This is a genomic window from Microbacterium gubbeenense DSM 15944 (genome assembly GCF_000422745.1).
GTDB lineage: Bacteria > Actinomycetota > Actinomycetes > Actinomycetales > Microbacteriaceae > Microbacterium > Microbacterium gubbeenense.
The window spans coordinates 64,173-77,846 of sequence record NZ_AUGQ01000005.1 but is presented as its reverse complement, the minus strand read 5'-3'; the positions used below and the strand labels follow the sequence as shown (position 1 = coordinate 77,846).

Below are 13,674 nucleotides of genomic sequence, written 5' to 3'. Positions count from 1 at the left end.
GGCGGCCGGATCCCCGTGGGGACCGGCCGCCTTTCGCGTGCGCGTCAGCCGCGGTGGGCCCGGATGTACTGCGCAGGCCAGATGCCGGTCGGATCCTCGCCGAGCTCGGACGCCGCGCGCAGGCCGAAGTGCGGGTCGCGCAGCCACTCGCGCCCCGCGAGGATGACGTCGGCGTCCCCCGCCGCGAGGATCTGCTCGGCCTGGGCGCCGCCCGTGATGATGCCCACGGATCCGGTCAGCGCGCCGGTCGTCCGGCGCACGGTCGACGCGAACGGCACCTGATAGCCGGGGTAGGCGTCGATCTGCTGGTGCGCGACGAGCCCGCTCGAGGACACGTCGAACAGGTCGGCTCCCGCCTCGACCGCCCAGCCCGCGACCGTCGCGACGTCGTCGACGGTGAGGCCGCCGGGTGCGGAGTCAGTCGCGGAGAAGCGTACGAACACGGGCACGCCGTCGCCGGCCTCGGCGCGCACCTCGCGCACGACCTCGAGGACGAAGCGCGCGCGGTTCTCGAGGGATCCGCCGTACTCGTCCTCGCGCACGTTCGTGAGCGGCGAGAGGAACTCGTGCAGCAGGTAGCCGTGGGCGGCGTGCACCTCGAGCACCTGGAATCCCGCGTCGAGGGCGCGGCGGGCGGCGGCGCGGAACGCGGCCGTCACCTCGCGGATCCGGTCGATCGTCATCGCCTCGGGCTCGGCGAAGCCGTCGTATGCGATGGCGGACGGGGCCTCCGTCTGCCACCCGCCGTCAGATTCGGCGACGGAACCGGATCCGTCGGCGAACGGCGAGTATGTCGACGCCTTGCGGCCGGCGTGCGCGAGCTGGATGCCCGCGACCGCGCCGCGATCCCGGATCGATCGCGTGATCGGGCGCCACGCGTCGGCCTGCTCGCTCGTCCAGATCCCCGCGTCCTCGGGGGAGATGCGCCCCTCGGCGACGACGGCACTCGCCTCGGAGATCACAAGGCCCGCGCCGCCCGATGCGAACTGCGACAGGTGCACGTGGTGCCAGTCGTTCACGATCCCGTCGTTCGCGCTGTACATGCACATGGGGGAGACCCACAGTCGGTTCGGCACGACGACGTCGCGGATCGTGATCGGTGCGAATAGCTGGCTCATTGCGGCCTTTCGAAGACGGATCGATAGTGTTAGCGCATGCCCGGGGGATACGAATGGCACACGGACGAATGGACGGCGAGCGATGCCCGCGGGGTCCTTCGCCTGCCAACGCGTGATGACTACAAGTATTCCCGCGGCGCCGTCGCGCTGCTGACGGGAAGCGGCCGGTATCCGGGCGCCGCGGTGCTCTCGGTCGAGGGCGCATGGCGTGCCGGAATCGGCATGGTGACCTGGTTCGGCGACAAACAGGTCGGCCGGCTGGTGCTCGAGCGCAGGCCCGAGACGGTCATGGGCATGACTCGCGCCGACGCATTCGTCGTGGGCAGCGGAATCGATGCCCGCACCCGCACAGAGAAGGTCACGAACGTGATCCAGGGCATCTTCGCCTCGCCCGCGCCCGTCGTGATCGATGCGGGAGCCCTGGACCTCGCCACGCGCGCCCACAGCCCGTTCATCGTCACGCCCCACGCGGGCGAGCTGCGCGAGGTGCGAATTCCGCTCGGGCTCGGCGTCGACGACATCGACGTGGATCCCCTCGCCGAGCGGCTCGACGGCGACTTCCGCGAGCGGGTGGCCGTGGTGCGCGAGACGGCCGTCGCGCTCGGCGGCGTGGTGCTCCTGAAGGGCGCCGAGACGATCGTCGCCACGCCCGGTGGATGGTGGACGGTCGTGCGGTCGGGCACTTCGTGGCTCGCGACCGCCGGTACGGGCGACGTGCTCGCGGGCGCGATGGGGTCGATTCTTGCGGGGGCGGTGCGCGGATCCGCCGAGGAGATCGACGTGGAACAGCTGGGCCCGATCGCCGCGACGGCCGCCTGGCTACACGGCACGGCGGGGCGCATCGCCGCGGGGCCGGGTATGCCGATCACGGCGCTCGACGTCGCAGAGAGCCTTCCCGAGGCGTTCCTCGAGGCCACCGCATGACGCGTGCGCGTCTCGCCGCGCTCTGGGCCGGGTTTCTCATCGCGCACGCCATCGCGATCGCGCTCGGATGGCTGTGGCCGAACCAGCCGATGGGTGACACCTACCTGGTGTACGAGCCGTGGAGCCGGGCCGCGATCATGGGCGCTGACGTGATGGGAGTGACCGCCGCATGGGTCTACCCGCCGCTCGCCCTCGCGCCGATGGTGCTCGCGCAGGCGCTCGTCTGGTTCTCGTCGTACTCGCTCGCGTGGGCCGTCATGGTGGCGGTGCTCGACTGCGTCGCGTTCGCGGTGCTGGTCGGCCGCGGCCGGTCGACGTCACGAGTGATCGCGGGCGGATTCTGGGCGCTGTTCATCGCCGTTCTCGGCCCGATCGGCATCTTCCGGCTCGACGCCGTCACGGTGCCGATCACGGTCGTCGGCCTGCTGCTCGCCCTGCGCCACCCGCGCGTCGCCGGCCTGCTGGTGGGGGCTGCGACCTGGATGAAGGTCTGGCCGGCCGCCCTCGTCGCCGCCCTCGTGGTCGCGCTGCGCGGACGGTGGCAGGTCATCGCCGGCGGCGCGATCGTCTCCGTGATCATCGCGGGCGTCGTGGTGCTGGCGGGCGGGGCGACCCACCTGCTCGGGTTCATCACGACGCAGGGCGACCGCGGCCTTCAGATCGAGGCGGTCGCGGCGACACCGTTCCTGTTCGGGGCCGGCGGCGCGCAGATCTACTACGACCGCGAGATCCTGACGTATCAGGTGACGGGCTCGGGCGTGGAGCTTGTGGCGCAGCTGCTGTCGCCGCTGATGGCGATCGTCGTCGCCGGGATCTGTGCCATCGGCGTCTGGCGCGTCCGCGCGGGATCCGCCGTGCGCGCGGTGCTGCCGCCGCTGGCCCTCGCGCTCGTGGTCGCGCTCATCGTCTGCAACAAGGTCGGATCCCCGCAGTTCCAGACCTGGCTGGTCGCCCCGCTCGTGCTGTGGCTGGTGTGGGATCGGGCGAGTGCGAACGGCCCCGCGTTCCTCGCGCTCGTCGCGGCGGGGCTGACGCACCTCGTGTATCCGGTCTTTTACCACCACGTGCTCGCGAGCGATACGGTGGTGGTGACGGTTCTCGGCATGCGCAACGCGCTCGTCGTCGCTCTCGGCGTCTGGGCTGTCGTGAGCCTCTGGCGCACGCCGATCCACGAAGGGAACCCCCGTGCTCGTCGCCTTCTCCGTCGCCCCGTCGGGAACGAGCGGATCTGACGGATCCGTCCACGACGCCGTCGCCGCCGCCGTCAAGGTGGTGCGCGACTCGGGCCTGCCGAACCGCACGTCCTCGATGTTCACCGAGATCGAGGGTCCCGACTGGGACACCGTGATGGACGTCGTGAAGCGGGCGACGGAGGCCGTCGCGCCGTTCGGATCCCGCGTGTCGCTCGTGCTGAAGGCCGACATCCGCCCGGGATACTCGGGCGAGCTCGACGCGAAGGTGGAGCGGCTCGAAGCCGCGATCGACCAGTCGGCGCAGTAGGCGCCGGACTCGGCCCGTACCCAGGCGGGGCTCCTCTACGCTCGAGAGATGACTACCTCGACCAATGTGTCGAGGGGTGCGGCGACGATGGCGCTCCTCTCTATGGCTATCGGCGCTTTCGGAATCGGCATGACCGAGTTCGTCTCGATGGGTCTGCTGCCCGGCATCGCGGGCGACCTCCTGCAGCCCCTCTACGAGGCGCGCCAGGAGGACGCGATCGCGCAGGCGGGCATCCTCATCAGCCTCTACGCGCTCGGCGTCGTGATCGGCGCGCCGACCATCGCCGCCTTCGTGGCGCGCTTCCCGCGGCGCCGCGTGATGGTGATCCTCGTCGCCGCGCTGCTCGTGACGAACGCGCTGACGTTCGTCGCACCGACGTTCGAGACCATGGCCGCCACGCGCCTGCTCTCCGGGCTGCCGCACGGCGCCTTCTTCGGCATGTCGACCGTGATCGCGAGCGAGATCCTCGGCCCGAAGCGCCGCGGATGGGGCGTCGCCATGGTGATGAGCGGCCTGACGGTCGCGAACGTCGTGGGAGTGCCGGGCGGAACCTTTCTCGGCCAGCACTTCGGGTGGCGCGCGGCGTACGTCGTCGTCGCGATGGTGTTCGCCCTCGCGCTCGTCATGTGCTGGCTGTTCATCCCGCACCACGGCGGCGACAGGACAAGGTCGTTTCTCGCGGAGTTCGGCGTGTTCCGCATCCCACAGGTGTGGATGACGCTGCTGCTTGGCGCCGTCGGGTTCGGGGCGTTCTTCTCGATCTACAGCTACATCTCCACGCTCATGACCGAGGCCGCGGGCGGGCCCGAGTGGGCCGTGCCGATCGCCCTCATGTCGATCGGCCTCGGCATGGTCGTCGGCAACATCATCGGCGGCCGCCTCGCCGACCTGAGCGTGAAGAAGACGATCGTGATCGGGCTGACGCTCGTCGGGATCGCATCCGGCGGCGTCGCGGTGGCCTCGTCGTGGCCGGTCGCGCTCGCCGCAGCGCTGTTCGTGTTCGGAGCGCTCAGCCAGACGGCGGTCCCGGGCATCCAGCTGCGCCTGCTCGACGTGTCCGGCCCGTACCAGGCGATCGGCGCCGCGCTCAACCACTCGGCGCTCAACATCGGCAACAGCGTCGGTGCGGCCCTCGGCGGCGTCGTCATCGCGGCCGGTCTCGGCTACGCCGCGCCCGCGTGGCTCGGCATCGTGATGTCGTTCGCGGGCGTCGGAATCGCACTGGCGTCCTTCGCGATGGATAAGCGACGGGCCCCGGTCGCCGTCTAGCTGCTATTCGGCGAGCAGCGCTCGCAGGTGGTGGCCGAGCACGTCGGTCTCGATGAGGAACCCATCGTGGCCGAAGTCGCTCGTGATGATGACCGGCTCGTCGCCGTGGATCGTCGTCGGGATCCCGCGCGCGATGCGCCGCTGCCCCTCGAGGGGGAACAGGCGATCGGTGTCGATGCCGACCACGAGCGTGCGCGCCTTGACGCGCAGTAGCGCGTCCTCGATCCCGCCGCGGTCACGCCCGATGTCGTGCGAGTCCATGGCCTCGACGAGGCGGATGTAGCTGTTCGCGTCGAAGCGGCGCGTGAACTTGTTGCCGTGGAAATCGAGGTAGGACTCGACGGCGAACCGCCCGCCGTGCCCCAGGGGGCTGACGTCCGACTGCCACGAGCGCTGGAACCGCTTGTTCAGCTCGACGATGCCGCGGTAGTTGAGCATCGCCATGCGGCGTGCGAGGGCGAGGCCGCGGTGCGGCCCCTCGCCCGATCCGGCCTCGTAATAGTCGCCGCCGGAGAAGCCCGGATCGATCGAGATCGCCTCGAGCTGAGTCGAGTTCTGGGCGATCTGATCCGCGGAGTTCGCGGGAGGGGCGGCGATCACGCCGAGCCGCGCGACGCGATCCGGGTGCGTGACGGCCCACTCGAGCGCGTGCATGCCGCCCATGGATCCGCCGATCACGGCGTGCCAGCGCTCGACGCCGAGGCGGTCGGCGAGCAGGCGCTGCGCGTCGACCTGATCCCGCACCGTGACGTACGGGAACCGCGACGCCCAGTGGTCGCCGTCGGGGTGGATGCTCGCGGGGCCGGTGGATCCCTGGCACCCGCCGAGCATATTCGGCACGACTACGAACAGCTCGTTCGTGTCGAGGGGGCAGCCGGGGCCGACGATGTCCTCCCACCAGCCCGCCGTCGCGTGGCCGGGGCCGGCCTCGCCGCGCACGTGGCTGTCGCCGGTGAAGGCGTGCAGCACGAGCACGGCGTTGGAGGCGTCGGCGTTGAGCTCGCCCCACGTCTCGTAGGCGAGGCGCATGTGGGGGAGCGTGTCGCCGCGCTCGGTCGTGAACGCGCCGAGCCAGGCGAACTGCCGATGCCCGGACGGATCCCCGTCCTGCCACGCCCCGGACGCGGGAGGCCGCCCCGCCATCGAGCGCGCGTCGGCCTCCGTCACGGGAGCCGACGGCACGGTGTCTTCAGAGATCTGCCAGTCCATCGGATCCATTCTGCCCGAAGTCGAACGCCCAGGCCGCCGCCCCCCAAACCTTCATTTCTGGCACTTTTCTTCAGCGCACAGCGCAAGAAAAGTGCCAGAAATGAAGAAAAGCGGGCGGGGGAGGGGAGAAGGGGCGGCTATGCGCGGGCCTGGGTGAACGCCTGTTCCAGGTCGGCCTTCAGGTCGTCGATGTGCTCCAGGCCGACCGAGAGGCGCACGAGGCCCGGGGTGACGCCGCCGGCGAGCTGCTCCTCGGGGCTCAGCTGCGAGTGCGTCGTCGAGGCCGGGTGGATCACGAGCGAGCGCACGTCGCCGATGTTCGCCAGGTGGCTGAACAGTTTCAGCGAGTTCACGAATGCGCGCCCCGCGGCGACGCCGCCCTTGAGCTCGAACGACAGCACGGCGCCGACGCCCTTGGGGGCGTACTTCTTGCCGGCCTCGTACCAGGGCGACGACGGCAGGCCGGAGTAGCTGACTGTCGCGACGTCGGGGTGCTGCTCGAGCCACTCCGCGATCGCCTGCGTGTTCTCGACGTGGCGCTCGATGCGCAACGACAGGGTCTCGATGCCCTGCAGCAGCTGCCAGGCGTTGTTCGGCGACGCCGCGGATCCGAGGTCGCGCAGCAGCTGCACGCGCGCCTTCGTGATGTACGCGACGTCGTCGCCCAGCGCGCCCGTGAAGCTGACGCCGTGGTACGACGGGTCCGGATCCGTGAGGCCCGGGAACCGCTCGGTGTTTTCGGACCACTTGAAGGTGCCGCCGTCGACGATCGCGCCGACGACCACGGTGCCGTGGCCCGACAGGAACTTCGTCGCTGAGTGCGTGACGATGTCGGCGCCGTGCTCGAACGGGCGGATCAGGTACGGCGTCGCGATCGTGTTGTCCGCGATCAGCGGGAGGCCGTTCTCGTGCGCGATGTCGGCGATGCCGCGGATGTCGAGCACGTTCGCCTGCGGGTTGCCGATCGTCTCGGCGAAGAACAGCTTCGTGTTCGGGCGCACGGCGCGGCGCCACTCGTCGAGGTCGTCCTGGTTATCGATGAACGTCGTCTCGATGCCGAGCTTCGCGAGCGTGTACTTGAACAGGTTGAACGTGCCGCCGTAGATCGCGCCCGAGGAGACGATGTGATCGCCCGCCTTCGCGATGTTGAGCACGGCGAACGTTCCGGCCGCCTGGCCGCTCGCGACGAGCAGCGCGCCCGTGCCGCCCTCGAGCGCCGCGATGCGCTGCTCGGCGACGTCCTGCGTCGGGTTCATGATGCGCGTGTAGATGTTGCCCGGCTCGGCGAGCGAGAACAGGTTCGCGGCGTGATCCGCGTCCTTGAACACGTAAGCCGTGGTCTGGTAGAGCGGCGTCGCGCGCGCGCCGGTGGTCGGGTCGGGCTGCGCGCCCGCGTGGATCTGCTGGGTCTCGAACGCCCACTTGGCGGTTTCGGACATGGGTTCCCCTGCCTTGTACGGATTTTGGATGCTTGAGACGACCTTACGAGGCCGGACGGCCCCGACCAACCGCCCCGAAATGATCAGACATAAGGTGGGGGTATGACCAGACGCGCGATCATCACGGGTGCCAGTTCAGGGATCGGGCGGGCGAGCGTCGTCCTGCTCCGCGAGCGCGGGTGGGACGTTATCGGCGTCGCCCGCCGCGCGGACCGCTTGGAGAGTCTGGCCCGGGAGACCGGCGCTGAGGTCTTCGCGGCGGATCTGACGCGCCAGCAGGACATCGACGCGCTCGCCGAGTTCGCGGGCACGGATCCCGTGCACGCGCTCGTGCACATCGCCGGGGGCGCGCTCGGATCCGACCGCGTCGAGGACGGCGACAGCGACGAGTGGCTGCGCATGTTCGAGATGAACGCGCTGTCCGCCCAGCGGCTCGTGAAGGCGTTCCTGCCGCAGCTGCGGCGCACGGCTGCGGATCAGGGAACGCACGCCGACCTCCTGTTCCTCACCTCGACCGCCGCGCAGGGCGCGTATCCGGGCGGCGGCGGGTACAACGCGGCGAAGGCGGCCGAGGCGATGATCCCGCGCGTGCTGCGTCAGGAGCTCGTCGGCGAGCCGATCCGCGTGTTCGAGATCGCCCCGGGCCTCGTGCACACGCCCGAGTTCTCGCTGACGCGCCTCGGCGACCAGGCCGCGGCGGATGCCGTGTACGACGGTGTCGATTCGCCGCTCGTGGCCGAAGACGTCGCCGACGTCGTGGCCTACTGCCTGGGTCTTCCGGGCCACGTGAATCTCGATCTGATCACCATGCGGCCCGTCGCGCAGGGGGCGCAGCACGCCCTGCACCGCGGGCCCCTCGCGCCGCGCGTCTGATGCCGGGGCGGCCGCTGGAGCGCCTCGCCCACGAGGGACTGATCGACGCGGGCTGGGCGGCGGCCCTCGAGCCGGTCGCCGGCACGATCCGCGCGATCGGCGACCGCCTGCGGGACGAGGGCCAGCCGTACCTGCCGGAGGGCGATCGCGTGCTGCGCGCGTTCCAGCGCCCGCTGACGGACGTGAAGGTGCTGATCGTCGGGCAGGACGCATATCCCACGCCCGGCCACGCGGTCGGGCTCAGCTTCTCGGTCGAGCGCGACGTGCGGCCTCTGCCGCGCAGCCTCGGCAACATCTACAAGGAGATGCGGACCGATCTCGGGCTCGCCCCCGCCGCGCACGGCGACCTGTCGAGCTGGGCCGATCAGGGCGTGATGCTGCTCAACCGCGTGCTCACGGTCGCGCCCGGCGCGCCGGCGTCGCACCGGGGCTGGGGGTGGGAGGAGGTGACCGACCACGCGATCCGGGTGCTCGCGGGGCGCGGCCGCCCGCTCGTCGGGATCCTCTGGGGCGCCCAGGCGAAGAGCCTCGCGCCGCTCCTCGGACGCGCGCCGCGCATCGAATCGGCCCACCCGTCGCCGCTGTCGGCCCGCCGAGGATTCTTCGGATCCCGGCCGTTCTCGCGTGCGAATCAGCTGCTCGCGGAGCAGGGAGCGGATCCCGTCGAATGGCGCGTTATGTGACCAGTTCGTGATCGCCACTTGTCACAACCGTTACTTATCAGCGATGATGACATACAGGGGGAAAATTTGATGCTTCTGAAGTGGGCGACGCGTGCCGTGTCGCATCCTCGTGTTGCGCGTGTCGCTGTTGCCGCAGGTGTTCTTGCGGCGACCTGTGCGGTCGTTGTCGTGTCGCTCGTGTCGACGCCGTTGAGCGATGAGAGCGTGCCGTCGCAGCCGATCGCGGCCGCAGCCGGCGCCGATCTCGCCGCGCACGACGACGAAGAGCACGGGCACGGCGGCGTGACGGAGGAAGACTCCCAGGCCAGCGCGTCGGAACTGGCGCACAGCGTGTACGCGGCCGCGACGGCCGACGACCTCGAGTCGATCCGCAGCGACGCCTTCAAGAAGCTCGTCGCCGACGCGCGCGCGAAGGGTCTGCCCATCGACCCCAAGTGGCTCTCCGACGGCACGTACAACCTCGGCTCGCTCAAGGAGCTCGCCTGGCCGATCGACAACTACTTCATCAGCGATCACTTCGGCACCCGCGGCGGCAACCACATGGGCATCGACCTCGCGGCCGGTGCCGGTGAGCCGATCGGCGCCGCGGCGCCCGGCGTCGTCATCGCCTCGAGCGACACCTACTTCGGATACGGCGTCGCGGTCGTCATCCAGCACGTCGACGGCTACCAGAGCGTCTATGGGCACATGACCTACGGCAGCCGCACCGTCGCGGTCGGCGACTGGGTCGAGACCGGCGACCACCTCGGCGGCGTCGGCAACACCGGGCACAGCTTCGGCAACCACCTGCACTTCGAGCTGCGCAAGAACGGCACGCCGATCGATCCGTACCCGCTGCTGACAGGCGGATCCGCGTCGCCGATCACAATCGTGCCCGGTCTGCCCGTGCCTCCCGAGCCCCCGGCGACGACCGAGCCGCAGCCCGCGGGCACGCCGTCCGAGACGCCCACGCCGTCCACCGAGCCGACGACGAGCCCCTCGCCGTCGAAGAGCCCGGATCCGACGACGTCGCCGAACCCGACGAAGTCCCCATCCCCGACGACGGAGCCGACGCCCACGACCTCGCCGAAGCCGACGACGCCCCCGACGACGCCGACTCCCACGACCGAGCCGACCGCGCCTCCGACGCCCGAGCCCACCGAGCCCGCTCCGACGGAACCTGCGCCCACCGAGCCCGCTCCGACGGAACCCGCGCCCACGGAGCCGGCTCCGACCGAGCCTTCGCCGTCCGCCCCAGCCGAGACGTCGGCGCCGGCGGAGACCACCGCGCCTTAGATCGTCGGGATCGCCGCGAGAAGTTGCTTCGTGTAATCGTGGCGCGGGTGCACGAGCACCTCGTTCGTTGCGCCCTGTTCCACGACGGATCCGTCCGTCATCACCACGACCTCGTCGCACACGTTCTGAACGACGCCGATGTCGTGGCTGATCAGGATGAGGGTCATGCCCTCCTCGCGCCGGATCTGGCCGAGCAGATCGAGGACCTCTGCGCGCACCGTCACGTCGAGCGCGCTGAGTGGCTCGTCGCCCACGAGGATACGCGGGCGGTGCACGATCGCTCGCGCGAGCGCGATGCGCTGACGCTGCCCACCGGAGAACTCGTGCGGGTAGCGGTCCTCGACGCCCTCGAGGCCGACGCGAGCGAGCACCTCCGCGACGCGCGCTCGCCGGTCGCCGTCGATGCCGAGCGCCCAGAGCGGTTCGCCGACGATGCGGCCGACGCTCATCCGGGGGTCGAGCGATCCGTACGGATCCTGCAGGACGACGCCCATGGCGCGCCGCAGCCAGCGCAGGTCGCGGGCCTTCGCCCCCGCATCGACCGCCATCCCGCCGACCTCGACGACCCCCGACGTCGGCTGATCGAGGCCGAGCAGCAGCCGCGCGAGCGTCGACTTGCCTGATCCGGACTCGCCGATGATGCCCACGGATGAGTCCGTGCGCACCGTGAGATCGACCGGGCCCAGCGCGAACGACCTCGTGCGCTTGTCGAACAGCGTGCGCCGCGGCGCGAAGAACTCGCGCGTGACGCCGCGCGCCTGCAGGATGACCTCGCTCATGATGTCCCTCCGGGGCGCCACAGGGTCGCTCTCGCATCGCGCAGGAGGCCGCGGGTGACGGGATGCTCCGGCGCCGAGAGCAGGCGTGCGACCTCGCCCGACTCCGCCACGCGTCCGTGCTCGAGCACGATCGCGTGGGTCGCGATCTGCGCGAGCACCGCGAGGTCGTGCGTGATGAACAGCAGCGAGACGCCGCCGCCCGTCACGAGGCCGGCGAGCAGGTCGAGGATGCCCTGCTGCACCGTGACGTCGAGCGCGGTCGTCGGCTCATCGGCGACGACGAGCGACGGGCGGCCCGCGAGCGCGGCGGCGATGCCGACGCGCTGCCGCTGTCCGCCCGAGAGCTGGTGGGGATAGCTGTCGACGACGGTCTCGGGGGAGGGGAGCCCCACGTCGCGCGCGAGGTCGACCGCGAGGGCTGCCGCATCGCGCCGGTTCACCGAGCGATGGATCCGCGCCGCCTCCGACATCTGCACGCCGACCCGGCGGATCGGGTTGAGCGCCGAGGCGGGCTCCTGGAAGATCATGCCGATCTCGCGGCCGCGGATCCGCGCGCGCTCGCGATCCGGCATGCCGATCAGCTCGCGGCCGTCCCACCGGATCGACCCGCTCGCTAACGCGCCGTCGGGGAGCAGCCCCATGATCGCGAGCGCGGTCAGCGACTTGCCCGACCCCGATTCCCCGATGATCCCGGTTCGCGCGCCGTCCGGCACCTCGAAGCTGACGCCGTCCACGACGCGGGTTCCGCCGATCTCGACCGAGAGGTCCTCGACGATGAGGCTCATGCGATCACCCCCGGGGTGTGCGACTGGGTGCGCTTCTCGCCACGGGCGAGCGTGGGATCCGTCGCCTCGCGCAGCGCGTCACCCAGCAGGTTGAGCGCGAGCACGGTCAGCGTGATCGCGATGCCGGGCCACAGCACCGCGAGCGGGTGCAGCGTGAGGTAATTCTGCAGCTCGCTGAGCAGCAGACCCCAGCTCGGCTGGGTGACGGGGGCACCGAATCCCAGGTACGACAGGCCCGCCTCGGCGAGCACGGCGGCGGCCATCGACCACGACAGCTGCACGATGAACACGGGCGCCGCGTTCGGCAGCAGGTGGCGCACGAGGATCTGCGAGCGCGTGAGCCCGGCGGCCTGCGCGGCGGTGACGAAGTCCGACCGGTTCACCCGGCGCAGCTCCGCGCGGGCCACGCGGGCGATGTTGACGCCGTATCCGATGCCGACCGACCAGATCACGACCCACAGGGATCCGCCCCACACGGCCGCGATCATCATCGCGATCAGCAGCACGGGGAACGCGATGAGGATGTCGACGAGCACGGCGACCGACTCGCGCACCGGCCGCGCCGTGAGCGCGCCGAGCGCGGCGAGCACGACGCCGACGAGGGTCGCGACGATGCCGGCGCCGACGGCGACGAGCACCGTGATGCGCGATCCCGCCATGACGAGCGAGAGGATGTCGCGGCCCGTGCCATCGGTGCCGAGCAGATGCGGCCAGCTCGGGGAGGCCCAGGAGGCGTACGCGTCCGCGCGCCGCGGGTCGAACGGCGTCCAGACGACCGACACGAGCGCCGTGAGCACGACGACCGCGATGACGATGAGCGCGGCGCGCCCCACGGGGATCCGCCAGAGGCGTCGGAGCGCGCTCATCGCTGGTCCTCCCTCTGCCGCGGATCGACCAGGTGATGGATGAGGTCGACGACGAACCCGACGATCAGCACGAAGCCCGTGAGCACGAGCAGCTCGCCCTGGACCATCGTGAGGTCGCGCGCGCCGACGTCGGTGACCAGCATGCGCCCGATGCCGGGGAGCGTGAAGACCTGCTCGATGACGACCGCACCGACGATGATGCCGGCGATCTGGATGCCGAGCACCGTGATCACCGACAGCCCGACGGCCGGCAGCCCGTGGCGCACGAGCGACTGCGTGCGCGTGAGGCCCTTCGCGGCACCCGTGCGCACGAAGTCCTCGCCTAGGGCCTGCAGCGTGGCGCTGCGCACGAAGCGCATCAGCATCGCGCCCTCGACGATGCCGATCGTGACCGCCGGGAGGATCAGGGCGCGGATCGCGCCGACCGGATCCTGCCAGCCCGCCCGCGGGAAGCCCTGCGCCGGGAGCCAGCCGAGCAGCACCGCGAACAGCACCACGAACATGAGGCCCGCCCAGACAACCGGCACGGCCGCGAGCAGCTGCGAGACGACCCCGATCGCGGTTCCCGTGTGGGTGCGGTGCCGCACCGCCGAGACGACGCCGAGGGGGAGCGCGAACGCGAGCGCGATGACGAGCGACAGGGCGCCGAGCGGAATCGTCACCTGCGCCTTGGCCGCGATCTCGCCCGCCACGCTCGCGCGCGTGAGCATCGACGTGCCGAGGTCGCCGGTCAGCACCCCGCCGATCCACTCGAAATACTGCGCGGCGACCGGCCGGTCGAGCCCGAGGTCTGAGCGGATCCGTTCGACCTGCGCGGGCGTTCCCTCCGTGCCCGCGATCATCTGCGCCACGTCGCCGGGCAGGATCCTGAGGGTCGCAAAGATGAGCGCGCTCGCGACGAGCAGGCCCAGCGCGAGGAACAGGATCCGTGTGGCGGCGTAACGGAGCATGGGA

Annotated in this window: 14 protein-coding genes; 7 read left to right on the top strand and 7 right to left on the bottom strand. The window is 71.0% G+C overall.

The genetic code is table 11. From position 1 onward, the window contains the following. Positions 1-44 precede the first annotated feature (44 nt). The gene (locus tag G510_RS0104070) at positions 45-1,118 is read right to left on the bottom strand and encodes an NADH:flavin oxidoreductase/NADH oxidase (protein ID WP_029152584.1); all 1,074 of its coding nucleotides are present in this window, start codon (positions 1,116-1,118) and stop codon (positions 45-47) included. A 36-nt stretch (positions 1,119-1,154) separates the two neighbouring features. On the opposite strand from G510_RS0104070, the gene G510_RS0104065 reads away from it, so the two are divergent. From G510_RS0104065 to G510_RS0104050, 4 genes are read left to right on the top strand one after another with little or no spacing between them, the layout of a single operon-like run. Further along, positions 1,155-2,042 (top strand): ADP-dependent NAD(P)H-hydrate dehydratase, encoded by an 888-nt coding sequence (locus tag G510_RS0104065; protein WP_029152583.1) that lies wholly within the window; start codon positions 1,155-1,157, stop codon positions 2,040-2,042. Next, a complete protein-coding gene (locus G510_RS0104060) occupies positions 2,039-3,274 on the top strand; it encodes a glycosyltransferase 87 family protein (protein ID WP_029152582.1) in 1,236 nt (411 codons plus the stop codon). Before G510_RS0104065 ends, G510_RS0104060 begins: the two co-directional genes overlap by 4 nt. Then, positions 3,228-3,542, top strand: a complete 315-nt coding sequence (locus tag G510_RS0104055) for a thiamine-binding protein (RefSeq protein WP_029152581.1) — start codon at positions 3,228-3,230, stop codon at positions 3,540-3,542. The genes G510_RS0104060 and G510_RS0104055 overlap by 47 nt, the downstream gene beginning before the upstream one ends. A gap of 48 nt (positions 3,543-3,590) precedes the next feature. Next, positions 3,591-4,811 (top strand): MFS transporter, encoded by a 1,221-nt coding sequence (locus G510_RS0104050; protein ID WP_036321902.1) that lies wholly within the window; start codon positions 3,591-3,593, stop codon positions 4,809-4,811. Between the two features lie 3 nt (positions 4,812-4,814). Here G510_RS0104050 and metX read toward each other — a convergent pair whose 3' ends face one another. Both metX and G510_RS0104040 read right to left on the bottom strand, forming a co-directional pair. Next, positions 4,815-6,020, bottom strand: coding sequence for a homoserine O-acetyltransferase MetX (gene metX / locus G510_RS0104045; RefSeq protein ID WP_029152579.1), 1,206 nt, complete (start codon positions 6,018-6,020; stop codon positions 4,815-4,817). Between the two features lie 137 nt (positions 6,021-6,157). Next, positions 6,158-7,459: a bifunctional o-acetylhomoserine/o-acetylserine sulfhydrylase gene (locus G510_RS0104040; RefSeq protein ID WP_029152578.1), complete on the bottom strand. Its 1,302-nt coding sequence runs from the start codon at positions 7,457-7,459 to the stop codon at positions 6,158-6,160. A gap of 102 nt (positions 7,460-7,561) precedes the next feature. Between G510_RS0104040 and G510_RS0104035 the strand changes: the two genes are divergently transcribed. The 3 genes from G510_RS0104035 (at position 7,562) to G510_RS17410 (ending at position 10,290) form a co-directional block, all read left to right on the top strand. Continuing rightward, positions 7,562-8,332 carry an SDR family oxidoreductase gene (locus G510_RS0104035; protein ID WP_211219153.1) on the top strand — a complete coding sequence of 257 codons (771 nt, stop codon included), beginning with the start codon at positions 7,562-7,564 and terminating at the stop codon, positions 8,330-8,332. Then, positions 8,332-9,015, top strand: coding sequence for a uracil-DNA glycosylase (locus G510_RS0104030; RefSeq protein ID WP_029152576.1), 684 nt, complete (start codon positions 8,332-8,334; stop codon positions 9,013-9,015). The genes G510_RS0104035 and G510_RS0104030 overlap by 1 nt, the downstream gene beginning before the upstream one ends. A gap of 69 nt (positions 9,016-9,084) precedes the next feature. Further along, on the top strand, positions 9,085-10,290 hold the full coding sequence (locus tag G510_RS17410; protein ID WP_084644187.1) for a M23 family metallopeptidase: 1,206 nt from the start codon (positions 9,085-9,087) through the stop codon (positions 10,288-10,290). Here G510_RS17410 and G510_RS0104020 read toward each other — a convergent pair. From G510_RS0104020 to G510_RS0104005, 4 genes are read right to left on the bottom strand one after another with little or no spacing between them, the layout of a single operon-like run. After that, complete coding sequence (locus tag G510_RS0104020) at positions 10,287-11,069, bottom strand: ATP-binding cassette domain-containing protein (protein WP_029152575.1); 783 nt, start codon at positions 11,067-11,069, stop codon at positions 10,287-10,289. The two genes, G510_RS17410 and G510_RS0104020, sit on opposite strands and share 4 nt — an antisense overlap. Beyond that, positions 11,066-11,854 (bottom strand): ABC transporter ATP-binding protein, encoded by a 789-nt coding sequence (locus G510_RS0104015; RefSeq protein ID WP_029152574.1) that lies wholly within the window; start codon positions 11,852-11,854, stop codon positions 11,066-11,068. Before G510_RS0104015 ends, G510_RS0104020 begins: the two co-directional genes overlap by 4 nt. Then, entirely contained in the window at positions 11,851-12,720 is an 870-nt protein-coding gene (locus G510_RS0104010) for an ABC transporter permease (protein WP_029152573.1), read from the bottom strand. The genes G510_RS0104015 and G510_RS0104010 overlap by 4 nt, the downstream gene beginning before the upstream one ends. Next, a complete protein-coding gene (locus G510_RS0104005; RefSeq protein ID WP_029152572.1) occupies positions 12,717-13,670 on the bottom strand; it encodes an ABC transporter permease in 954 nt (317 codons plus the stop codon). Before G510_RS0104005 ends, G510_RS0104010 begins: the two co-directional genes overlap by 4 nt. Positions 13,671-13,674: the final 4 nt, after the last annotated feature.

Coding starts and splice junctions, on each gene's coding strand:
- G510_RS0104040 (WP_029152578.1), bottom strand. CDS start 7,459: ATGTCCGAAACCGCCAAGTGGGCGTTCGAGACCCAGCAGATCCACGCG.
- G510_RS17410 (WP_084644187.1), top strand. CDS start 9,085: ATGCTTCTGAAGTGGGCGACGCGTGCCGTGTCGCATCCTCGTGTTGCG.
- G510_RS0104060 (WP_029152582.1), top strand. CDS start 2,039: ATGACGCGTGCGCGTCTCGCCGCGCTCTGGGCCGGGTTTCTCATCGCG.
- G510_RS0104070 (WP_029152584.1), bottom strand. CDS start 1,118: ATGAGCCAGCTATTCGCACCGATCACGATCCGCGACGTCGTCGTGCCG.
- G510_RS0104015 (WP_029152574.1), bottom strand. CDS start 11,854: ATGAGCCTCATCGTCGAGGACCTCTCGGTCGAGATCGGCGGAACCCGC.
- G510_RS0104035 (WP_211219153.1), top strand. CDS start 7,562: ATGACCAGACGCGCGATCATCACGGGTGCCAGTTCAGGGATCGGGCGG.
- G510_RS0104005 (WP_029152572.1), bottom strand. CDS start 13,670: ATGCTCCGTTACGCCGCCACACGGATCCTGTTCCTCGCGCTGGGCCTG.
- metX (WP_029152579.1), bottom strand. CDS start 6,020: ATGGACTGGCAGATCTCTGAAGACACCGTGCCGTCGGCTCCCGTGACG.
- G510_RS0104030 (WP_029152576.1), top strand. CDS start 8,332: ATGCCGGGGCGGCCGCTGGAGCGCCTCGCCCACGAGGGACTGATCGAC.
- G510_RS0104020 (WP_029152575.1), bottom strand. CDS start 11,069: ATGAGCGAGGTCATCCTGCAGGCGCGCGGCGTCACGCGCGAGTTCTTC.
- G510_RS0104065 (WP_029152583.1), top strand. CDS start 1,155: ATGCCCGGGGGATACGAATGGCACACGGACGAATGGACGGCGAGCGAT.
- G510_RS0104050 (WP_036321902.1), top strand. CDS start 3,591: ATGACTACCTCGACCAATGTGTCGAGGGGTGCGGCGACGATGGCGCTC.
- G510_RS0104010 (WP_029152573.1), bottom strand. CDS start 12,720: ATGAGCGCGCTCCGACGCCTCTGGCGGATCCCCGTGGGGCGCGCCGCG.